Consider the following 22,398-nt stretch of genomic DNA (forward strand, 5'->3'; position numbering starts at 1 on the left):
CTCTTCTTTAACTGTTTCATGCATACGATCTTATACACCTTGCTGTGAGATATATGGCGCATAAGATTTCTCTTTCGCTCGGGCGCTCATTCCTTTCGGTGCTCTGTCGAAATGACAATTTTTGATTAAAAAAGAACCCTCTCCTTTGGAGAGGGCAGGGTGAGGTTTTTATTCCGGTTCCTGCTGGCTTAGGCAGTGGAAACTGCCGAGGCCCCAGATAATGTCGGTACTGTCAATGCCCACAACCTTGCGGTCGGAAAAGCATTGGGTCAATATGTCAAGCGCTTTATCGTCGTTCTTTGAACGGTAGGTAGGCACTATTACCGCCGAATTGGCAATGTAAAAGTTGGCGTATGAAGCCGGCAGACGGGTATCTTCATAAATCACCGCATCAGGCATGGGCAATTCAACAATGTTTAGCTGTTTGCCGTTAAGCAGGCGCATGGTTTTTAGCGTTTCGAGGTTTTCCTGAAGGATGTGGTAGTTCTCATCATTCTTATCTTCCTCCACAACGGTAACAACCGTATCCTCGTTTACAAAGCGGGTGATGTCGTCGATATGTCCGTCGGTATCATCTCCTACAATACCATCACCCAGCCAAAGGATCTGTTCTGCGCCATAATAATTTTGCAGGTAGCTTTCAATTTGTTGCTGGTTAAGCTCCGGGTTCCGGTTTTTGTTGAGCAGGCAGGCAGTAGTAGTTAAAATAGTGCCTTTACCGTTAAAGTCGACCGATCCGCCTTCCATTACTATGCCGGGATTAAATACCGGCAAACCGAAGTGATTACCTATTTTGGTAGGGATCACGTCATCCAGGTCAAAAGGAGGGTACTTACAGCCCCAGGCGTTATAACCCCAGTCAACAATGGCTTTTTGTTTAGTAGCAGGGTTTATCAAAAACGCCGGACCGTGGTCGCGGCACCAGGCATCATTGGTCGGGAATTCAAAGATCTCGATCTTATTCAAATCCACACCGGCATTCTGCAGTTGAAAAATTACAGATGCTTTCATATCAGCATCAGCCACGTTAATGCGAACAAGTTCGCCTTCTGTAACTACCTTTATAAACTCAATATAGGGGGCGTAAATAGTATCGATCTTGCCCGGCCATGAAGCCTCCTTGTGAGGCCAGCTAAGCCAGGTAGCGGTGTGTTTGGCCCACTCGGCGGGAAAAGAGAAGCCTTGCGCCAAAGGCGAGTCCGAAAGTCCGGAAGTCCGAAAGTCGGGAAGTGAGGATTGGGATGATATATCTTTCAAGGGTGACATTTAATAATTGGTTATTTTAGAGAGTTACGCAAACCATTCAACATTGCTAAAATTTCTTCGCATTGCTGATATAGTTTTGAAAAATTTTCGTCAGATATCAAATTCCGCTTTTGTGCTAAGTAAAGACATCCCACAACTTCAATATCCGATCGTAAAGCATAACCGACAAATTTATTAAACTCTGCATTTGATTGGCCGGTCGAGCCTTCAGCAATATTTAATGAAATAGAATCCGCAGCCCGTTTTATCTGAGATGTTAAAATAAACAACTCATCTTTTGGAAAAGTTTTGGTTAGGTCATGAATGTCGGCCGACAGATCGACAGCTTTTTGCCATACAACTAACTTTTCAAACTTAAAACTCATATAAACTCTTTCTTTCGGACTTTGCTGACTTTCGGACTCAAGACATTAGTCCTCGTCTAATAACCTTTTAGTTATCGGCTGATAAGAATCTATGCGACGATCTCTCAAAAACGGCCAGTGACTTCTGTAATAATCAGATTTATCAAGATCCAATTCCTGTACTACAACTTCTTCATCATCGTGTGATGTTTGATGGATGATCGCGCCGAAAGGATTGGCAAAGAATGAACCGCCCCAGAATTTTACACCGGCTTCTTCACCTACACGGTTCACGCTTACCACGTGTATTCCGTTGGCTACCGCGTGCGAACGCTGGATAGTTTGCCACGCGTTGTATTGCTCAACGTTGGTTGCTTCATCCTGCGTGGTAGCCCAGCCGATAGCGGTTGGGTAAAATAATATATCGGCGCCCATTAATGCAGTGATACGGGCTGCTTCAGGGTACCATTGGTCCCAGCAGATCAATACGCCTACGCGGGCAAATTTGGTGTTAAATACTTTATAACCTAAATCACCGGGGGTGAAGTAAAATTTTTCGTAAAAGCCCGGATCATCAGGGATATGCATTTTCCGATATTTGCCTAAATAGCTTCCGTCGGCATCAAGCACTGCTGTGGTGTTGTGATAAACACCCTGGGCACGTTTTTCAAACAATGAAGCAATGATCACCACGTTAAGCTCGGCAGCAACCTTCGAAAGTTCATCGGTTGATGGGCCGGGAATAGCTTCGGCCAGCTTAAAATTGTCGTAATTTTCTTCATCGCAAAAGTAAAGCGAGGTAAAAAGTTCCTGTAAACAAACTATTTGCGCGCCTTTAGCAGCCGCTTCCCTTACTTTAACAATTGCTTTCTGCAGGTTCTGCTCTTTATCAGCAGTACAGCTCATTTGTACTAAACCAACTTTTACTTTACTCATCTCCAAAAAATTTGCGCAAAAATAACACTTTGAAACAAGGATTTCACCCATTTAATATTATGATTACACTCAGTTGAAAGTACGATTACACTGGTGTGAGATTGCCTTTGCCATTTTACATTGATCCCTCCCCGAAATAATAACCTGATTTACTGGTTTTAATGTTTCCTGAAAACAAAATGAAGTTTTTTTGTTAATTGACTATCCGATACATCGAAATAAAAAAATAACATAGCTTTGCAGCCGAATGACACAAACAGAAGATCTCATTGACGAAGGTGCCGAACACAAAACCTGGAAAGGTAAGCTTTGGGGCGTTATAAAAGTAATCCTTATCATAGTAGTAACCGGTGGTTTGCTTTACTATGTATTCAGTAAGGTGCCGTTTGCTAAAATTAAATATCGCTTACTCCATGCCGACCGCGCCTGGTTAGCTGCCGCTATTGCCTGTTATATCGGGTCGATGTTTTTTTCATCATGGCGGTTATTAAGCTATTTCAAATCCATTGGTTTACGGTTAGACTGGCGCTTCAACCTCCGCCTGTATTTTCTTGGCTTGTGCTATAACGTGCTATTGCCCGGCGGTATCGGTGGCGATGGTTACAAAATTTACCTGTTGCACAAACGCTATCATTTACCTACAAAAAAAGTGTTCTGGGCCATCCTGTTTGACAGGCTTAGCGGTTTTTGGGCGATAGGCGCCATTGTAGTGGGGCTGGTTGTTTTAATACCGAGTTTTCCCTATTACCTGGCCTGGCCGCTTGGTATAGTATCGGTTGGTTCTGTGATCTATTACGCCGTAGCCCGTAAATTTTTTAAAGAATACACCCACAACTTTATACAGGCACATTTAAAAGCCATAGGTGTACAAAGCATGCAGTTGCTTACCATTATTTGTTTACTGCTTGCGCAGGATTTCAACGGTAAGTTTGCTCCGTATCTGCTGTCGTTTCTTTTCTCGTCGTTAGCGGCAATTATTCCTTTTAGTTTGGGCGGCGGCGGTATCCGCGACGCGCTGTTTCTTACCCTTGCCCGTCAGTTTAACTTAGCCGAAGATATGGCGGTTTACCTAAGCTTTGGATTTTATCTAATCTCAATTATTGTAGCTTTATTAGGTGTATATTATGTATTAGCTCCTAAGCGGCTTGAAGCCAGCCTTAAAAAAGGCGAAGAACCAAAATTGGAAAATCATCCGATAGAAGAATAATATTCCGCTTCTGTGTTAATTTCAGAATAATAGACTGAAACTTGTTTTCATGGCAAGCATCTGCTAAACTTGGCGTTATTATATAAACCGTTAGTTATCGATGAGCCATTTTAATGATTTTAATAATCCGCAGGTTGCGGCATTGCCCGGTCATTTAAAACAATTTATAGTCGACCAGCACTACGAGCATTATACGCCTATCGATCATGCGGTGTGGCGCTATGTCATGCGTCAAAATTATAGTTATCTAAAGGATGTCGCTTACTACCCGTACATTCCCGGCCTGCAAAAAGCAGGTTTAACTATTGAACATATTCCCAATTTACAGGAGATGAATGACGCCCTCGGCAAAATTGGCTGGGGTGCTGTTACGGTCGACGGCTTTATCCCGCCGGCGGCCTTTATGGAGTATCAGGCGTACCGGGTGCTGGTTATCGCCGCTGATATACGCCAGTTAAAACATATTGAATACACCCCGGCGCCCGATATCATTCATGAATCGGCAGGGCATGCGCCCATAATTGCCGACAAGGATTACCATGAATACCTGAGTTATTTTGGATCGATAGGGGCTAAAGCGATGTTTTCGGCACAGGATTTTGAGCTTTATGAGGCTATCCGCGCACTATCGATATTAAAAGAAATGCCTGATGCTGATGAACAGGAAATACTTAAAGCCGAAGAGCTGGTAACTTATTGCCAGGAAAACATGGGCGAACCATCGGAAATGGCCCTCCTGAGCCGCCTGCACTGGTGGACGGTTGAGTACGGCCTGATTGGAACGCTGGAGCACCCAAAAATCTACGGCGCGGGCCTGCTTTCATCTATCGGTGAAAGTTCAACCTGTATGAATAAAGATGTTCAAAAGCTATGGTATACTATTGACGCTGTTAAATATCCCTATGATATCACCAAGCCACAGCCCCAGCTTTTTGTAACCCCCGATTTTCAGAACCTGATCAGCGTGCTGGAAGAGTTTGCCAATACCATGGCTTTCAGAAAAGGTGGTGCTTACGGATTAAACAAGGCTGTTGAAAGTAAGAACATCTGTACGGCTGTTTACAGTTCGGGCTTGCAGGTTTCGGGTAACCTTACCGATTTTAAGACAGATGCAGGCGGCAAAGCTTATTTTATAAAAACCACCGGCCCCACCGCGCTGGCCCTAAGCAATAAACAGTTAAAAGGCCATGGTAAAGATTATCATAAGGATGGTTTCAGTTCGCCGGTTGGTAAATTGAAAGGCAGCGGTATTGCTTTAGAGGATTTTTCGGAAGAAGATTTAAAAGCGGCAGGCATAGTAAAAGGGCAGCACGCGGAATTGCATTTTGAAAGCGGCATTACAATAAAAGGTATGGTGAAAAATATTCTTTCGTCAAAGGATAAGATCTGCCTGATCACTTTCAACGATGTAACCGTTACTGATGATAATGGAACGGTGTTGTTTGATCCGGTCTGGGGTGTTTATGATATGGCTGTTGGCCAGGAAGTTGTTTCGGTATTTTGCGGCGCCGCAGATAGGGAAGCTTACGAAACCATTGTTTATAAATCAAAGACAGAAACGCATCATGCTGTGCATGATCATAAAACCAAAGAACTGCACAAGCTTTACCAGCAAGTGCGTAATTGTCGCGTTAACCATGGTGATTATGGTTTTTTAGGCAATGTATGGCAGCAACTCCAAAAAGATCATCATGACGATTGGCTTTGTGCCCTTGAGATCCTCGAAATACTCGATCACGAAAACGTAGACTCAGAATTAGCCGCCGAGATCAAACATTTTTTGGAGCAAAAAGGAAGTAATGAGCCTGAATACGGCAAGCTCATCAGCGATGGCTTTTACCTGATCAAGCACCCGGTTGAGCAAAAATTGGTAGTTTAGCGTTGATTTATCATCTTAGAGGATAAATCACGCGTCATTGTGAAGAACGAGGCAAGGACGCGTGGGAAATGAAATTAATAATAAATAATCATTCCCCCTTTAGGGGGTTAGGGGGCATATGAACATCATAATAACCGGCGCCAGTAGCGGCGTGGGCTTTGAAGCCGTAATTGAACTAATACTTTCGGGCAGCCATAAGGTAATAGCCCTGGCCCGCTCACAGGATAAACTGGAACGTTTGCTGGAGATAGCACATGGTTTAAACCCCGATTGCCAGTTGTTTGCTTTAAAATTTGATATAGTGCATGATGATTATGAAGGTTTGCAGCAGTTCATCGCATCACATTTTGATAATCGGGTTGATATTTTAATCAACAATGCAGGGGTGCTTATCAATAAGCCATTTGCCGAATTACTCGAGTCGGATTTTGTAGAGATGTTGCAAAGCAATTTTATTGGTCATGTACGTGCTATCCAGGCATTGCTTCCTTTAATGCCTGCGGGCTCGCACATCGTTAATATTGGCAGCATGGGAGGATTTCAGGGGAGCGCTAAATTTCCGGGGCTGGCGGCTTACTCAGCAAGTAAATCAGCATTGCATACGCTAACCGAATGTTTAGCACAGGAGTTAACCGAACAAGGGATCAAAGTAAATTGCCTGGCTTTAGGATCGGCACAAACCGAGATGCTGGAACAGGCTTTTCCTGGTTATCAATCGCCTGTAATGGCGTTTGAAATGGGTAAATATATCGCTGATTTTGCCTTAACCGGGAGCAAATTTTTTAACGGAAAAATAATACCAGTAGCAGCAAGTACCCCTTGAAATATTAGATAATATTGCAAACATTTTTTATAACTTAGTTATTATAACTATGTTATACCTGCCGCGTATGGACACAAGGTTTACGTCACTCTTTACTCATTCAAAAGATATTTTTTTTGTCATGGATATGAATGGCGTGATCATGCATACCAACCATGCTTTTCGTAACATTCTTAACTATAGCGATGATGAATTAACAGGCATAAATATCGCAGCGCTATGCCATCCGGCAGATAAAGAACGCCAGGCAGAATCACAGGGCAGCCTTCTGCTTAATAAAAAATTAGTTGGTTACCAAAGCCGTATTAAAGCGAAAGACGGGTGTTACTTTAGTATTATCTGGTCGGTAATACTGAATGAGGATGATAACCTGATTTATTCGAGCGGGAATACACTGGCCGGCATGATCGGTCAATCAGAAGATGATATTGTTCAGCATACTATTCAAAGCCTCAATGAAGGCTTTATTGTACTTAATGCCAACTGGGATATAATTTCCTTTAATCCGGCGTTCCAGGCTATGACTAACCTTAGTTTAACCGAACTTGCTGGGGCCAATTTTATGGAGATTAAAAGTCTTGGTTTAACTGAATCGGTAGAGAGCGAGTTTCAACTTTCATTAACCTGCAAAAAATCCATACAGGTACAATATTTAAATGCCTATTCAAACAGCTGGCTTCGGATCAATATATACCCTTATCAGGACCAGCTGGCTGTTTTTATACGTGATATAACGGAAATAAAAATGCAGGAATGGGTATTGGAGCTTGAAAAGAAGGTGCTGGAATTAAACGCGATGTCACAATATACGCTGGCGCAATCTGCTACCGAACTGCTTATGGGAATTGAAAGGATCTTCCCGGATATGATCTGTTCTGTTTTGGAAGTTGACGATAAGCAGGAGAAATTACATACGCTTGCCGGTCCGCGGTTGCCACAGGCTTACAGTAATCAACTGGAAGGTTTATCAATAGGGCCCAATGTAGGATCGTGCGGTACGTCGGCATTTCACCGTAAGCAGGTTATAGTAAGCGACATTGAAAACGACCCGCTTTGGGCTGATTATGTTGGTCTTGCCAAACCATACGGACTAAAGGCTTGCTGGTCGTCGCCTGTAATGAGTTCGAAAAACTCAAAGGTTCTGGCTGTATTTGGCATTTATTACCATACCATGCGTAAGCCAAATAAGGAGGAGTTAAATATCATTGAACGCACGGTGAATATTTTGAGGGTGTTGATAGAAAGCAAAAAAACCGAAGATAACATACGCGAGCAAAACCACAGGCTGCAAACCATAGCCAATATCAGTTCGCACGAATTGCGTAAGCCGGTAGCTACTATTTTGGGTTTAGTTAATCTGTTTGATAACGATGATCTGCAAAACCCACTCAACAAGGAGATCATCGGGCATATTGATACTACATCGCAGCAACTTGACGGGGTTATTCATTCTATTGTGGAAAGAACCGCGTATATTAAGGCATTCGAGGCTGATGCGTAGGCTTTTTGTCACAGGTGTTTTTCTGTTGCTGGGTAATATCTCTTTTACGCAGGTTACCACGTTCACCATTGATAGTAATAAGTTAAACCGGTCATTAATGATTGTTTTGGATTCTATTTATCAATCAGATCAATCGGTTAGAATAAAATATCTGCGGGCAAAAAGAGATAATGCACAAATCAATGTTGCCGATAGCCTGCAAGAAGTTATGCATAAAACCGACAGTCAAAATTTGATCAGGGTAAATGCTATACTAACAAAGTATGGTTGGCTGGGTCCGCAAAAAGTAGGTATTACGGGAAGTCAGGCACTGTTCCTGGTAATCCAACATGCCGATTTGCAAACGCAGCAAAACTATTTACCAATGATCAGAGCTGCGGAGAAAAATGGCGAAATACTTTCAAGCAACCTTGCTATCCTTGAAGACAGGATCAATATGCGGACCGGCAAGAAACAAGTTTACGGTAGCCAGGGATTTACAGATAAACAAACAGGCAAGATATATATCTATCCTATTGCTGATATTGATCATTTGGACGAGCGACGTAAAGCAATGGGGATGCCACCAATGAAAGATTACTCTAAAAACTGGGATGCCGGGAAATATAAGAAGCAACTGCCAGAGATAGAGAAATTAGCCAGGGAGCAGGTTGTTAAATGACAATACCGGCATGGATGGAAATACATTATAATTAAGATAAGGTTTAGGTTTAAAGCCGCTTTTTATGATATAATTGCTCCGTTCGGTTGACAGAAGGTTATTCCTGCCGGTATTGTCATTGATAAATTTCGATTATGTTATTTGAAAGACATGGTCTTTTATAAAATAGATTTATTCCTCCTTTCGAGATACCAGCCCTACGTTATTCACAGGCTTTACCCGCCAATGCCCCACAGCTTTAGATATCTCGCCATTTGCTTTTCAGCCTTTAACGCCCACTTTTAAAAATTCGTTAACCACTACTTCAGATACGTAGCGTTTAATACCATCTTTATCGGTATAGTTACGATTGGCCAGTTTGCCTTCCACAGCAACTTCATCACCTTTTTTGAGCAGGTCTTCGGCAAGTTTAGCTTGTGTGCCCCAGAAAATCAGGTTATGCCATTGGGTATCGGTTATTTTCTCGCCTTTATCGTTTTTATAACTTTCGTTGGTGGCTATGGACAGGCGTACCATCTTTTTATTACTGTCAAATACTTTTACTTCCGGGTCCATACCTAAGTTGCCTACCAGGCGCACACTGTTTCTTAATGAGTTCATCGTTTTATTATTTATGTTTATTGTTGTTTGAATTAACGATACAAAGGTGGGGAGGGCAAGAAAAATTAACCGGATATTAACCGTTTATAGTCGATAGTATCCGTTTGCAAGCGTTTGCAAACGGATAAATTAATCGCTATCTTTATGTCATGAATCAGGAAAGAGTATGCTTAGATTGTGGTACGCCACTACAAGGCCGTGCCGACAAAAAGTTTTGTAATGATCTGTGCCGCAATAATTATAACAATCAGCTTAACAGTAACAGCTATAACCTGGTGCGTAATATCAATAATATCCTGCGCCGTAACCGCCGTGTGCTGGAAGAGTTGAACCCGACCGGCAAAACCAAAACAACCCGTAAAAAACTCACAGCAAAAGGTTTTGATTTTGACCATATTACCAGCATCTATCAAACCAAAACCGGGTCGACCTATTTTTTTAATTATGAGTACGGCTACCTGTTATTAGATAATGATGAAGTGTTGCTGGTGAAACGGGAAGGGGAGCAGTAGCATTTTGCTTGAGTAGCAGTTTGCAGTGAGCAGCAGTTCGCTGTGAGATTTGCCGGTTTATTTGATTTGAACTTTAGGCGTTCTGTATTCAGCTTTAAAATCCGATTCTCTATAGATTTAATAGCATTTAACAGTTTAATATTTTGATAATTAATACTTAACTGTTGTTTCATTCGGCGCTTTATGTTTTCAATAAATTTAAGTACGTTTGGGGAAATGTAAATTTTTAATTTTTGACTGATCTTACTAATTTAAAATGAAATTATTTATTAAGAAACCGATTGCTCAACTAATGGCTGCTTCGGCAGAGACGGAGAAGTCGCTCAAGAGAACCTTAGGCGTTGGCTCACTTATAGCACTCGGTATCGGCGCAATTATAGGTGCCGGTATTTTCGTTCGTACGGCAGCTGCGGCAGGTGAACATGCCGGCCCTGCAGTTACCATCTCTTTCCTTATAGCAGCCGCCGGTTGCGCCCTGGCCGGATTGTGCTACGCAGAATTTGCCAGTATGATCCCCATCGCAGGATCTGCTTATACCTACTCTTACGCTACCATGGGCGAGTTTATTGCCTGGATCATTGGCTGGGATTTAGTACTTGAATACGCGCTTGGTGCCGCTACAGTTGCAATTGGCTGGTCGCAGTATTTTAATGAATTTTTAACCACTTTCTTTAACGTGCATATACCATACGCATGGTCGCACTCGTTTATGGAAGTGTCAAATACCACTGCAGGTATGTACGCCGCCGAAATGGGTACAAGAGGTATTGTTAACCTGCCGGCTATTCTGATCCTGTTCCTGTTAACGCTGTTATTGATTCGTGGTACTGCAGAATCGGCAGTTGTGAATAATATCATCGTAATTGTAAAAGTTGCCATAGTATTGATGATCATTGGTTTAGGCTGGCATTTTATTAACCCAGCGTTCCACACCCCATATACCATCCCTGCCGATGCAGGTAAAATTAAAGTGAGTGCCGGCGTAGTTGACTATGCCGATACCTTTAACCACGGATGGCTTGGTGTACTACGCGGAGCAAGCGTTGTGTTTTTCGCCTTTATTGGTTTTGACGCGGTTTCAACTGCCGCTCAGGAAGCTAAGAACCCGCAGAGAGACATGCCAAAAGGTATTTTGATATCGTTAGTGTTTTGTACTGCACTTTATATTCTGTTTTCGCACGTGTTAACGGGTTTAGTATCATACAAAGATTTCCTGATCCAGGGTAAAGAAGCTTCAGTAAGTTACGCTATCAAAACCGCTATGCCTGGTTATGGATGGTTGGCTTCATTTGTTACCGTATCGATACTTGCAGGTTTTTCTTCGGTGATCCTGGTGATGCTGATGGGCCAAACCCGCGTATTTTATACCATGAGCACCGATGGTTTGATCCCTAAAGTATTCTCAAAGCTACACCCTAAGTTCCGTACCCCTTACAAATCGCAATGGTTATTCTTTGTGTTTGTATCATTGTTTGCCGGTTTTATTCCTGATAAATATGTAGGTGATATGGTGAGTATAGGAACACTGTTTGCTTTTGTGCTTGTATGTATTGGTATCTTTATTTTAAGGAGAACCGACCCTGGCATTGAACGCCCGTTCAAAACTCCGGCTTATATGATAGTTTGCCCGCTTGGTGCCCTCATTTGCCTGTGTATGATTGCGAGCGAAGGCTGGGAAAACTGGGCAAGGCTTATTGTTTGGTTACTGATCGGTTTTGCCGTTTACTTTGGTTACAGTATCAAACGTTCACATGTACGCCATGGTAAAGTTGAAGGTGCTAATAACCCTATCAACCCTAAATTTGTTGAGTAATCATAACAATGTTATCATAAACAAAAAAGGTTCTGAATTTTCAGAACCTTTTTTGTTACATTCTCTTTTTATACCAGTAAACCAATGATGCCGCTTCATGAAGGGCGATAAAAACCTGTGGGTATTAGTATTTGTATGTATCATCAACTCGTTAGGGTTCGGCATTATTGTACCGATACTTTACTCTTATGGTAAAACCTTTGGCGTTACCGGCGAAACATTAGGTATCCTCACCGCTTCCTTTTCAGTAGCTCAGTTTTTTGCCACACCGGTTTTGGGTTCCCTGTCTGACAAATGGGGACGAAAGCCTTTACTGGTGATCAGCCTGGCAGGTACCTGTATTTCCTTTATCCTTTTTGCCGAAGCCCGGAGCATGATCATGCTTTTTGCAGCCCGGATTTTGGACGGGTTAACAGGAGGAAATGTTTCTGTGGCACAGGCCATGGTATCGGATACGGCAAGGCCGGATAATAGGGCAAAAAGGTTCGGTATACTAAGTTCTGCTTTTGGGTTTGGCTTTGTGATTGGGCCGGCCGTTGGTGGTTTCCTGAACAGGTATGGTATGCAGGTACCTTTCTTTTTTGCGGCTGGCATTTCACTTATAGGCACACTTTGCAGCCTGTTCTTTTTAAAGGAAACCAACCCGCCCGATAAAACAAAAAAGAACTCGGAAAAAACTACATTTTCGTTTACTTCGCTGATAACTACACTTAAACGACCGGTTATCGGCACAGCTGTGTTTACCGGTTTTATGCTTACCATGGCGCAGTTTACCATGATCATAGCATTTCAAACTTTTACTGTTGATGTACTGAAGATCAACCCTACGCAGATCGGTATTTTGTATGCCGGTTTCGGCGTGAGCGGTATTATTATGCAGCTTTGTGTGCCGCTGTTTACCAAATGGTTTTCATCTAAATCAATGATCCTGTTGCTCTCTACTTTTCTTTGCCTTGCGGCGATGTTTGCAACCGGGCTCACCAATCATTTTATTCCGTTCGTTATAGGTATTTGTATTTATGGCCTGTTCAACGGTCTGCGTAATCCTATGCTCAACGCAATAATTGCCGATCATATTGACCATAAAGAACAAGGCAAAATATTGGGCATCAACCAGTCGTATGCTTCCATAGGGCAAACCCTTGGTCCGGTTACAGCCGGCTTTGCAGCTTTGCTATCGGTACATGCTATTTTCTTCTTATCTTCATGCTATATTTTAGCTGCGTTGCTGCTAAGTATCCGGTTAAAGAGAAAAGAATAAATTTAAGAGACCATGCCGCACCCATTTATTTTTAAGGAGATCATTTCGGTTACGATGATCCTTTTTGCTATTATTGATATTTTGGGTGCTATACCGGTAATTATCCAGCTCAGGCAACGTGTAGGTCATATCGAGTCGGAAAAGGCCAGTATAGCCGTGCTGGTGCTTATGGTGACCTTTCTTTTTATAGGTGATGAACTATTGGCTGTAATAGGCTTGGATATTTCTTCATTTGCTATTGCAGGTTCATTGGTGATTTTCATCATTGCCATGGAAATGATTTTAGGTGTCGACTTTTTTAAAGAGGAATTACCACAGGCCGCTTCCATCGTACCACTGGCTTTTCCACTGATTGCAGGAGCCGGTACCATGACTACGCTGCTTTCCCTCAAATCGCAATATCAAACCCAAAATATCCTTGTAGGCATTGTGCTGAATACCCTTGTAGTTTACTTAGTTCTTAAAAATGTAAAGTGGCTGGAAAGGTTGCTTGGGCCGATAGGTTTGAGCGTATTGCGTAAAGCATTCGGGATTATTTTATTGGCTATAGCTATTAAACTGTTCAGGAGTAATACGCATTTGTAGATATCAAATATATACTACATGTCATTGCGGGGAGCAGCCAGGGAATGTGCGCAAAGGGCGACGCGGCAATCTCGTAGCTAATGCATATTAGATTGGCATGATGGTCATTAACGCGACGAGATTGCCGCGCTATGCTCACAATGACATATTTTTTATTAAATGATTGGAGAAGGGCTCAGCCTCGCCACAAACATTGTATCAGCCTTACGCTCGTAGCCTTTTAAAACCGCTTTTTCTTCAAGCTTTAAGCCAAGTTCATTTACCAGGTAGTCAACCACATCTTCGTTCTCGCCTTTAAAGGCCGAGCAGGTAATGTAGATGAGCGGCTTACCGGGCTTGAGGTATTTTACTACGTTTTGGGCAATACTCTTCTGAAGCTTTTGGAAAAACTCAATCTTATGCACATCAAACTGGGCTATCATTTCAGGAGTACGTCCCCAGGTGCCCGAGCCACTGCAGGGGGCATCAAGGATGATCCCGTCGAATGCATAATCATGCATCACCGAATCAATGTTTTGGGTAAGGTCGAGGGCTTTTTTCTGGTATTTGGTTAATCCGGCCAATTGAAAGCGCTCATCAAGGTTAGCCAATATCGATTCGCGGATATCGGATACAACCAGTTTGATATTAGGCTCATCTTCATGCAGCAATAATGATTTACCACCCGATGCTGCGCAGGCATCCCACCAGCTATCCCAGCGCTGTGGTTTAAAGTAATTACCTGTTTGTTGCGATGAATAATCCTGCACCTCAAACCAGTGTTGTTTGGGAAATATGGTTTCGAGGCGCGTACCGTTTGGCAGCGAATAACAGCCGTTGCCCTCATCCTTAAAAACAACCTCCGCTTTGGACAGTTCGGCTTTTACCAAATGATCATAACCGTTGCGTACGCGGATAAACAGATCGGGCTGACAAAAAAATGATTTCAGGAAAGCTTCTTTATCAATCCCGTCTGAAAGCTGGCTGCTCCATGGGAAAACATCTGCCAGTTTAAAATCAGGGTAGGCGGTTTTTACAAGGGCTAGTTTATCATCGTCATTAAAACCAATACATGCAGCCCATTCTGGTTTGAAGTGTTGCAGGTAAGAGTTGGTTTGGGTATTGCATAAAAATTCGGCAACCATTAGCCGCTCATCTTCAGGTAAGTTTGGAAGTGCCCTGCCCAGGCGAAAATAATTGTATACCAACCGGTTGGCTACCCGCCTGTCGGTTGAGCCCATTTGCTTGTTTTGCCGGTAAAAGCCGGGTAAAAATTTACTTAGTGGCGTATCGGCAGGGTATTCACCCAAAATTCGCTGAAACGTTTTAAGCTGGTTTATGGCCTTCATTCTACCTGTTTTAGCTCAAAGTTAGTATACATTAATATATTTACGTGGGTGTTGATCCAGCCCAACCCCGGCTTTTTGATGAAATGAAAGCCGTTGTGTAAGCCGGTAAAATCGGTCTCATCTATAGATTGCATGCCTTTATCCGTAAAAAGTAGCTTTCCAAAATACAATCCTTCATCAAAACCCTTAATGGCGTATTCGGTCGGTTCAACGTGATAAGTCCGCTTATAGTTACGTAAAAATGTTATTGTAGCCCCGGCTTTGTAATTTATTTTTTCGGTAGAGGTGATATGCGTGTTCAGGCGTTGTAAAAGTTGCGGTTTCAGGAAACTGAACTTCTCCCAGCTCGGGTGCCCGAACACCATAACCGGGTAGTGTTTGTTCAATGTATCTAACGACCGGAGGGTTACACCCAAAAATGCCTGATCGGTAGCGGGTACCACAAACACGTTTTTCTCTGTTTTAGAAAGCTGCGGAATCAGGCTGCTGAGTTTTCCACGTATAACATATACATTGGTAACCTTTACCTTCTTTTTGCTTAAGCTGTCAATAGCCTTTTTAAAATTAACAGCGTAATCATTTTCCTGGTTAAAGCCCGAACGCAGAATAAAGATCTTTTTAGGCTTAACCGTTTTGTTGAGATATTCGGCTGCGCCCCAGGCATGATATTCAAGCGGCGGAATAGCGGTTATTAAATTCTTACTTCTAATAGTTGCCGGATTTGCAGGCGATAAGGGAGATAAAATTGGCCCCTTTGAATAAGACAGTGCGCCTGAAAACGCTTTTACACCGTCCGGGAAAACCGGGCCGACTATCAGATCACTTGAACGTACAAACGCGTTTAAAGCCAGATCATGTGCCTGCATAGCCTCATCCTTTGAGTCAAAGATCTGTAGCTTATAATTATTGCCATATACTGTAAGTGAATCAAGGGCGAGCTTAAATCCCTGGTAATATTCAACAGCGATATTGGCCTGGCTTAATTGTATAGGGCTATATTTTTGAGCCGGATTTAAATGCTCAAGATTCAAAGGCAGGATCATGGCTATAGTAGCCACCTTTTGCTCCGGAGCTTTGACCGGTTTTTCGGAGGTATTATCGGGCTTTTTTTCGGTATCAGTCGGTTTTTTTACGGTAGTTGCTACCGGCCGCGTTTTGGGTGAACACGCGGCCAGCAGCAAGGCTATGCAAAAAAACGGTAACCACTTATTCCCACTCAATGGTGGCCGGTGGTTTTGAACTGATATCATATACTACCCGGTTAATTCCTTTTACGTTGTTGATGATCTCGTTGCTGATCTTGGCCAGCAAGTCGTACGGTAAATGGCACCAGTCGGCGGTCATCCCGTCAACCGATTCAACAGCACGGAGACAGATCACGTTTTCGTAAGTACGCTCATCGCCCATTACGCCTACCGACTGTACCGGTAAAAATATAGCGCCGGCCTGCCAAACTTTATCGTAAACCCCGGCAGCACGTAAATTGTTTATATAAATTGCATCAGCTTCCTGTAATATCGCTACTTTTTCAGGCGTGATGTCTCCCAAAATCCTGATAGCCAGGCCCGGGCCCGGGAAAGGGTGGCGACCTAAAATATTAGGGTCGATACCTAAAGCTTTACCTACTTTCCTTACCTCATCTTTAAATAAAGTGTTAAGTGGCTCAACTACTTTAAGTTTCATAAAATCAGGCAATCCGCCTACGTTGTGGTGCGACTTGATGGTAGCTGAAGGGCCTTTAACTGATACCGACTCGATAACGTCGGGATAGATTGTGCCCTGGCCAAGCCATTTCACATCCTGTACCTCATGCGCGGCATCATCAAATACTTCGATGAATACGCGGCCGATCGCTTTACGTTTTTTTTCAGGATCGGTTAAGCCGGCAAGCGCGTCATAAAAACGTTGTTTGGCATCGATGCCTTTTATGTTTAAGCCCATGTGCTGGTATGAATCAAGCACCTGCTCAAACTCATCCTTACGCAAAAGGCCGTTATCAACAAATATACAGTGTAAGTTTTTGCCGATAGCATGGTGAAGCAATACTGCCGCAACCGACGAATCAACGCCGCCTGATAAACCAAGTACTACCTTATCATCGCCCAGTTTTTCGCGCAGAGCGGCAACTGTGGTTTCGATGAATGAATCAGGTGTCCAGTCTTGTTTGCAACCGCAAATGTCAACCAAAAAGTTTTGCAGCAATTGTTTACCATCAATACTGTGGGTAACCTCCGGGTGAAATTGGATGCCGTAAGTTTGGGTACCGGTAACCTGGTAAGCGGCAACTTTAACGCTATCGGTACTTGCAATTACCTCAAAGTTATCGCCAATGGTAGCAATGGTATCGCCGTGCGACATCCACACCTGTGAGCCACCAGGAACATCCTTAAACAATGGATTATCTTGTTTAATATATTCCAAATTGGCGCGACCGTATTCACGGGTACTTGAAGGCAATACTTCGCCGCCATGAAAATGGGCAACGTACTGCGCACCGTAACAAACACCTAAAATAGGGCGTGTGGTATGGAATTTTTCAAATTCGAAATGAGGAGCATCTTCCTGCCTTACAGAATAAGGGCTGCCGGAAAGAATGATACCTTTTACAGTGCTGTCAATTTCGGGATAATGATTGAAGGGGTGGATCTCACAATAAATATTGAGCTCCCTGACACGGCGCGCTATAAGTTGGGTGAATTGCGAACCAAAGTCAAGAATGAGGATTTTTTCTTGCATGGGCAAAGATAGGATTTTGATATGAAATGTGAGATAGGAGATTTGAGAAATTGTCTGAACCCGAATTTATTAAATTAAGTTCCACCTGCGCTCATCTGTGATGAGTGCTTAATATGGTTCCGCATTTGTAATGCGAGTTGCGATGCAATCGCTAAGCCACGTTAAGCGCTCGTTGCAAACGAGCGCAAGTAGAGAGTCCTCTGCGAGAGACCCTGATGGGACGTTAAGCTATATTAAAATCGCAATTAAAATCCCACTAATCCAAAAATCCCCCCAAATCCCGGTTCAGACGTTCTGATAATTCAACATCCAGTTGATTCCGTATTTATCCGTAAACTCTGCGAAGTATGCCCCAAAGAACATATCGCTCAATGGCATGGTAACCACACCACCGGCCGAAAGTTCATTGAACAGGCGCTCGGTTTCTTCGCGGCTTTCGGGTTCAACGTTGATGTGCATATTATTGCCGGTTTGCAGTTTAAAGCCCATACTCTCCGGCGCGTCGGTAGCCATTAGTACGTGGCCTCCCATAATGGTAAGTTCGCCGTGGATGATCAATTTTTTATCAGCTTCGTTCATCCGGACCTCAGCCGGCAACTCTATATCACTGAACCGCGTAAGTTTTTTGCCGGTAAACTCGCCCTTAAAAACCTCTTTGTAAAAGGTTAAAGCCTCTTCAGTGTTCCCTGGGAAATTTAAATAAGTGGTAACCCTTGCGGCGTTGCCTGGTTTCAGGTCTTTCCTGATCCTGAAAGCTGTGCTCAGGTAATGATCAAGGTTGCTTAAGCCGGCAGTGAAGCCTTCCTGGAAGCCCATACCAACAATGGCTTGCATATCTTCCACTTTATCAAAATAGATATCGATGTTAACGGTAGTATGCTCACCTTCGCCGGTAAAGTTCTTCTCCCAGTTCATAACAGGGAAATTGGTATTGGTTACAGCATTTTCATCACAAAAGGAAACAGCATTGGCAATTTTTTGCGGAACTACGATGGTTTTATATTCTTCCTTGCACCATGTTGGATGTTCAGTATGCTCCGGGCCAACCATTTGGTACAGCCAGTAGCCACCTTCCCTAAAATCCTGGGTTTTGGTTTTGGTGCGATAGGGATGAGGTGCCCACCACTGGTCGAGGATCTCGCTTTCGGTCCATGCCTGCCATACTAAATAGAGTGGCGCGTCAAAAGTTCTTACCACATTAAGCCTCTTGTTTTGCAGGTCTTTGGTAAATACAGCTTCATTGTTTTTCATGACTGTTTGTTTTTTAGGTTTTGTAACACGTTATCTAACTGGCTAAAACGGGTTTCCCACAGGGCACGGAACTGGTCCATCCAAACATCCACTTCTTTCATTTTTTGTACGTTAAAATGATAATAAATTTCGCGGCCGGTTTGTTTTTGATTAACCAGCTGGCATTCGCTCAGGATTTGGATATGCTTGGATACAGCTTGCCTGCTGCTTTGAAAATGTTCGGCAATGGCATTGGGTGTCATAGCCTGCAAAGCAAGCAAACTAATAATGGCCCTGCGGGTAGGATCGGCAATGGCCTGAAATACATCTCTTCTCATAAAAGTCTCTTTTTGCAACCGTTCGATTGCAAATATAAATGCAATTAATCGGTTGCGGAAATTTATTCGAAAAATGTTTAAAGCTGCGATTTCAAGCGTGATGCCGGGAATTGTTTAAAAATGAATTTTGTGGAGACGCATAATTGCGTCTCTCAGAGGACAGGCCGATTTCAAAAGCGTATCAGGTAGCGTAAATGGCAAGCAGGAGACGCAATTATGCGTCTCTACATTCAAAAATATCGTTTTAACAGCCCAGAGAACGTGTTTTTAATTCATGGGTTGAATAAGCTATTTCTCATCCGTAAAATGCACCTTTCGTTTTTCCTGAGCAAACTTATCAGCGTTGTAATTTTCAGATTGCCCTCTGGGGATAGATAACGAATGCCAGTTTTCATTGCAAAGCATCTTACCTAAAAAAACGATCTGGCCAACGTGGTAAGGGTAATGGGCCAATTGCCGGTTTATCGCTTCCATAACCGTATGGCCCTGGTTGCGGATATAGATGATCTTATCGAGATCGTCGGCGGTTAGTTTATCAAGCGTATCAAAAAGGCATTGCCATCCCTGTTCCCAGGTTTCGGTAATTGTTTGGCGGGTGGGGGTAGAAGGGGTAAATTCAGCTTCCCGGTTACGGGTGGATTTTTCACCATCAGTAGCGAAAATATCAGTCCATCTGGAAATCATATTGCCTGCCATGTGCTTCACGATCATGGCAATGCTGTTTGATTCGGGGTTATATTGCCAATATAATTGTTCGTCGGTAAGTTGTTCAAACGTTTTTTCGCCGAGGGATTTGTAATAAGCAAACTGCTTTTTTACACTGGTTAGATAGTCGTTTTCCATAAGCTAAAGTTAAGAGGTGGTGGTTTAATAAACAACAAAAAAGGCATCCCTCGGGATACCTCAAATATTTTTTTAAATAAATCTAACCTCTAATCTCCAACCACCAACCTCTATCTTTTCTTCAATTCCCTGATCTCGGTTTTTAACTCCTGTAATTGTTGTCTGGTTTGGCGGTTTTCAAGGTAAAAATATATCGCGAAGCCTAAAAAGATCTTCCCTAGCACAAACACAGCAGCAAAGATCCAGCGCCACGATTTATGCAGGCGCATATGGTTCGATTCCGATTCAATCGAGATGAATTGATCCTCGGGAGGTGCTTTTTTATGCTTATTCTGATCATCGCCTGAAGTGCGAAATTTAACCGGTTGTGCCGGATTTTCCAGGCGGATAAGGCCGTCTATCTCATCTTCTATCTTTTCCCACATATGCGGAGGCGGTGAAATAGCCATTTCACCTGCTATTTTTTCCATATCTGTTTCCAATTGCTTCAGGGCCTCATCTACTTCAGGGTATTTTGCCTTCATGTACATTAGCTCCCTTGCTTCCTCGTCGGTAGCTGCGCCCATTACAAAAACTTCAAGTATGCCACTATCAATGTACTCTTTCATTGTTCCTCCCGTTCCTGATAATGGTAAAACATTCTTTTAACGTTTTTCTGATTTCTTCTTCTGTTTTATTCAGTTCTATAGCAATGCTTCCTGCCGATTTGCATTGGTAATGAATATCGCAAAAAACCTGCTGTTGAAAGGGGGCATTAAAGTTACATACCGGTTATTGACCCAGGGTAAATTTTCCCAGGCTCTTTTATCGGTATCATTTTCTAACGCCTCAAAAAAGTGGACCAATTTTTCGCGCGCCATGATTTGCAAACGACAAAAGGCGCTTGTTCCGCTTTTTGAAAATTCCTCAAGCTCGTTTGGTACATCGTTAAAAACAGCTGAAAGGTACTGTTCAGCTATCGGCTTATTTTGCACAACCTCATAAATGTAGCCTAAAAGCTTTGCTGAATAACTGTTGTACAGGTTAAGTACGGCTGCCGATTTGCTCTGGCCCATGGGTGCAGATGTTTGTAACCGCGTATTCAAATAGGGTCCGTTAAATGGTATGTTTTTAATATTCAACGAAATGTATCGAAGATATGTTGCAAATTAAAGAGAAATTACGCAAAATGTGCGAAGTAAAAAGGGGAGATTTCACACCGCTTCTATTGCCTGTAATTGTATATAATTTACTACGATGCTGCCACGGGTGTAACATGTAGAAGTTTATGGTATCTTAGTGTCTGAAACAATTCCCTAATATGCTGTTAACCGATACTCCCCCTGTTGAAAATAACGTACTGAATCCGGCCACTTCAAAACTCTTTTATATTGATAATTTAAAAGTTGCGCTGACGGTTTTGGTGGTGCTGCACCATACTTTTATTACTTACGGAGCGCCGGGAGGCTGGTATTTTACGGATAAAACAACACATACAGGGGCAATTATACCTATGTCGCTTTTCGTGGCCGTAAATCAGTCGTTTTTTATGGGCCTATTCTTTTTTATTTCGGCCTACTTTACGGCATCGTCATTGCAAAAGAAAAGCGCTGCACGTTTTACTGCCGACAGATTAAAGCGTTTAGGTGTCCCGCTGGTGTTTTACTCGTTTATCCTGTCGCCGGTGCTGAGTTATATTGTGTACCGTTTTGCTGAAGGGCATCAGGTTACCTATCTTCAATATTTAGGTGGTTTTGATGGGTGGATAGATTTTGGGGTACTTTGGTTTGTAGCTGCTTTATTGTTATTCAGCTTAATTTTTGTGCTGATCAGTTCAATGATAAAAAACCAAAGCCGACAGTTTAAAAAGGCGCCATCAGCTTTTTCTATCATAATATTTGCTGCGGCATTAGGGTTAATTTCATATATCGTACGAATGGTTTTTCCAATTGGGTGGATACTTAAGCCGGTTGGCTTTCAATTAGGGCATTTTGCGCAATACATAGGCATGTTTTGGATGGGAATAATAGCATCACGAAACAACTGGCTTAACAGTTTTGATATCAAAACAGGTAGGTTGTTTGCATGGCTGTCAGCTTTTATGATTTTTGCGGTATTTCCGGCAATTTATTTTATAAAAGAAAGCACGCACAGTTCTATCGAAACGTTTAGCGGAGAGGGGCACTGGCAATCGTTAATGTACGCCTTTTGGGAACAGTTTACAGGTATTTTCATTATGGCAGCCTTATTGATCATCGCGAAGCATAAGTGGACAGGGCAATCTGCAGTTGGGAAAAGCATGTCGCGTGCGGCATTCGGCGTATATATTTTTCATCCCTTGGTGCTCATCTCCCTTTCGGTGGCTGCCATAAGTTGGCCAATGGATCCGGCTTATAAATTGTTGATTGTTGGTCCGCTGGCTGTAACAAGCAGTTTTCTGTTATCGTCGATGCTGGTGAAGGTCCCGGGTGTAAATAAAATTATCTGATCTGAAAGAGGACGTCAGGCGTGCAAAATCGGACGTTTTAAAAAGTATAATCCCATTTAAATATCTGG

At 42.8% G+C, this 22,398-nt stretch carries 22 protein-coding genes; 10 read left to right on the plus strand and 12 right to left on the minus strand.

Annotated features, from left to right (window positions below; translation table 11 throughout):
* Positions 1–168: 168 nt before the first annotated feature.
* Genes FHW88_RS28240 through FHW88_RS28250 form a run of 3 tightly spaced genes read right to left on the minus strand, consistent with a single transcriptional unit; the run spans position 169 to position 2,546 of the window.
* A complete protein-coding gene (locus FHW88_RS28240) occupies positions 169–1,266 on the minus strand; it encodes an agmatine/peptidylarginine deiminase (RefSeq protein ID WP_176628873.1) in 1,098 nt (365 codons plus the stop codon).
* Positions 1,267–1,277: 11 nt separating this feature from the next.
* Positions 1,278–1,631, minus strand: a complete 354-nt coding sequence (locus FHW88_RS28245; protein WP_176628874.1) for a four helix bundle protein — start codon at positions 1,629–1,631, stop codon at positions 1,278–1,280.
* 45 nt (positions 1,632–1,676) lie between these two features.
* Positions 1,677–2,546, minus strand: coding sequence for a carbon-nitrogen hydrolase (locus tag FHW88_RS28250; protein ID WP_112657815.1), 870 nt, complete (start codon positions 2,544–2,546; stop codon positions 1,677–1,679).
* 247 nt (positions 2,547–2,793) lie between these two features.
* Here FHW88_RS28250 and FHW88_RS28255 point away from each other — a divergent pair, with 247 nt between their 5' ends.
* The 5 genes from FHW88_RS28255 (at position 2,794) to FHW88_RS28275 (ending at position 8,617) form a co-directional block, all read left to right on the plus strand.
* A complete protein-coding gene (locus FHW88_RS28255; RefSeq protein WP_176628875.1) occupies positions 2,794–3,753 on the plus strand; it encodes a YbhN family protein in 960 nt (319 codons plus the stop codon).
* A 100-nt stretch (positions 3,754–3,853) separates the two neighbouring features.
* Positions 3,854–5,632, plus strand: a complete 1,779-nt coding sequence (locus tag FHW88_RS28260) for an aromatic amino acid hydroxylase (RefSeq protein WP_176628876.1) — start codon at positions 3,854–3,856, stop codon at positions 5,630–5,632.
* A gap of 118 nt (positions 5,633–5,750) precedes the next feature.
* The gene (locus FHW88_RS28265) at positions 5,751–6,455 is read left to right on the plus strand and encodes an SDR family NAD(P)-dependent oxidoreductase (protein ID WP_176628877.1); all 705 of its coding nucleotides are present in this window, start codon (positions 5,751–5,753) and stop codon (positions 6,453–6,455) included.
* A gap of 49 nt (positions 6,456–6,504) precedes the next feature.
* Positions 6,505–7,956, plus strand: coding sequence for a PAS domain S-box protein (locus FHW88_RS28270; RefSeq protein WP_176628878.1), 1,452 nt, complete (start codon positions 6,505–6,507; stop codon positions 7,954–7,956).
* The gene (locus tag FHW88_RS28275; protein WP_176628879.1) at positions 7,949–8,617 is read left to right on the plus strand and encodes a DUF6624 domain-containing protein; all 669 of its coding nucleotides are present in this window, start codon (positions 7,949–7,951) and stop codon (positions 8,615–8,617) included. The genes FHW88_RS28270 and FHW88_RS28275 overlap by 8 nt, the downstream gene beginning before the upstream one ends.
* A 261-nt stretch (positions 8,618–8,878) precedes the next feature.
* Here the strand turns inward: FHW88_RS28275 and FHW88_RS28280 are convergent, their stop codons facing one another.
* Positions 8,879–9,217 (minus strand): single-stranded DNA-binding protein, encoded by a 339-nt coding sequence (locus FHW88_RS28280; protein ID WP_176628880.1) that lies wholly within the window; start codon positions 9,215–9,217, stop codon positions 8,879–8,881.
* Positions 9,218–9,366: 149 nt separating this feature from the next.
* Between FHW88_RS28280 and FHW88_RS28285 the strand changes: the two genes are divergently transcribed.
* The 4 genes from FHW88_RS28285 to FHW88_RS28300 all read left to right on the plus strand — a co-directional run bounded on the left by FHW88_RS28285 (position 9,367) and on the right by FHW88_RS28300 (position 13,388).
* The gene (locus FHW88_RS28285; RefSeq protein ID WP_176628881.1) at positions 9,367–9,729 is read left to right on the plus strand and encodes a hypothetical protein; all 363 of its coding nucleotides are present in this window, start codon (positions 9,367–9,369) and stop codon (positions 9,727–9,729) included.
* Positions 9,730–9,985: 256 nt separating this feature from the next.
* Positions 9,986–11,542, plus strand: coding sequence for an amino acid permease (locus FHW88_RS28290; protein WP_112653578.1), 1,557 nt, complete (start codon positions 9,986–9,988; stop codon positions 11,540–11,542).
* Positions 11,543–11,639: 97 nt separating this feature from the next.
* Positions 11,640–12,803, plus strand: coding sequence for an MFS transporter (locus FHW88_RS28295; RefSeq protein ID WP_176628882.1), 1,164 nt, complete (start codon positions 11,640–11,642; stop codon positions 12,801–12,803).
* 12 nt (positions 12,804–12,815) lie between these two features.
* Positions 12,816–13,388: a MarC family protein gene (locus FHW88_RS28300; RefSeq protein WP_090528400.1), complete on the plus strand. Its 573-nt coding sequence runs from the start codon at positions 12,816–12,818 to the stop codon at positions 13,386–13,388.
* A gap of 155 nt (positions 13,389–13,543) precedes the next feature.
* On the opposite strand, the gene FHW88_RS28305 is transcribed toward FHW88_RS28300, so the two are convergent.
* From FHW88_RS28305 to FHW88_RS28340, 8 genes are all read right to left on the minus strand, one after another.
* On the minus strand, positions 13,544–14,716 hold the full coding sequence (locus FHW88_RS28305; RefSeq protein ID WP_176628883.1) for an RsmB/NOP family class I SAM-dependent RNA methyltransferase: 1,173 nt from the start codon (positions 14,714–14,716) through the stop codon (positions 13,544–13,546).
* Positions 14,713–15,966 carry an ABC transporter substrate-binding protein gene (locus FHW88_RS28310; RefSeq protein WP_176628884.1) on the minus strand — a complete coding sequence of 418 codons (1,254 nt, stop codon included), beginning with the start codon at positions 15,964–15,966 and terminating at the stop codon, positions 14,713–14,715. The genes FHW88_RS28305 and FHW88_RS28310 overlap by 4 nt, the downstream gene beginning before the upstream one ends.
* Positions 15,923–17,452 carry a glutamine-hydrolyzing GMP synthase gene (guaA, locus tag FHW88_RS28315; RefSeq protein WP_090529629.1) on the minus strand — a complete coding sequence of 510 codons (1,530 nt, stop codon included), beginning with the start codon at positions 17,450–17,452 and terminating at the stop codon, positions 15,923–15,925. Before guaA ends, FHW88_RS28310 begins: the two co-directional genes overlap by 44 nt.
* Before the next feature lie 285 nt (positions 17,453–17,737).
* Positions 17,738–18,703 carry an SRPBCC domain-containing protein gene (locus tag FHW88_RS30275; RefSeq protein WP_176628885.1) on the minus strand — a complete coding sequence of 322 codons (966 nt, stop codon included), beginning with the start codon at positions 18,701–18,703 and terminating at the stop codon, positions 17,738–17,740.
* On the minus strand, positions 18,700–19,020 hold the full coding sequence (locus tag FHW88_RS28325; RefSeq protein ID WP_176628886.1) for an ArsR/SmtB family transcription factor: 321 nt from the start codon (positions 19,018–19,020) through the stop codon (positions 18,700–18,702). The genes FHW88_RS30275 and FHW88_RS28325 overlap by 4 nt, the downstream gene beginning before the upstream one ends.
* A 288-nt stretch (positions 19,021–19,308) precedes the next feature.
* Complete coding sequence (locus tag FHW88_RS28330; protein WP_090528381.1) at positions 19,309–19,863, minus strand: DUF1572 family protein; 555 nt, start codon at positions 19,861–19,863, stop codon at positions 19,309–19,311.
* Between the two features lie 110 nt (positions 19,864–19,973).
* Positions 19,974–20,471: a hypothetical protein gene (locus FHW88_RS28335; RefSeq protein WP_176628887.1), complete on the minus strand. Its 498-nt coding sequence runs from the start codon at positions 20,469–20,471 to the stop codon at positions 19,974–19,976.
* 75 nt (positions 20,472–20,546) lie between these two features.
* Positions 20,547–20,918: a hypothetical protein gene (locus FHW88_RS28340; RefSeq protein ID WP_176628888.1), complete on the minus strand. Its 372-nt coding sequence runs from the start codon at positions 20,916–20,918 to the stop codon at positions 20,547–20,549.
* Positions 20,919–21,163: 245 nt separating this feature from the next.
* Between FHW88_RS28340 and FHW88_RS28345 the strand changes: the two genes are divergently transcribed.
* Positions 21,164–22,330, plus strand: a complete 1,167-nt coding sequence (locus tag FHW88_RS28345) for an acyltransferase family protein (RefSeq protein WP_176628889.1) — start codon at positions 21,164–21,166, stop codon at positions 22,328–22,330.
* Positions 22,331–22,398 lie beyond the last annotated feature (68 nt).

The organism is Mucilaginibacter sp. SG538B (genome assembly GCF_013376065.1).
GTDB classification, from domain to species: domain Bacteria; phylum Bacteroidota; class Bacteroidia; order Sphingobacteriales; family Sphingobacteriaceae; genus Mucilaginibacter; species Mucilaginibacter rubeus.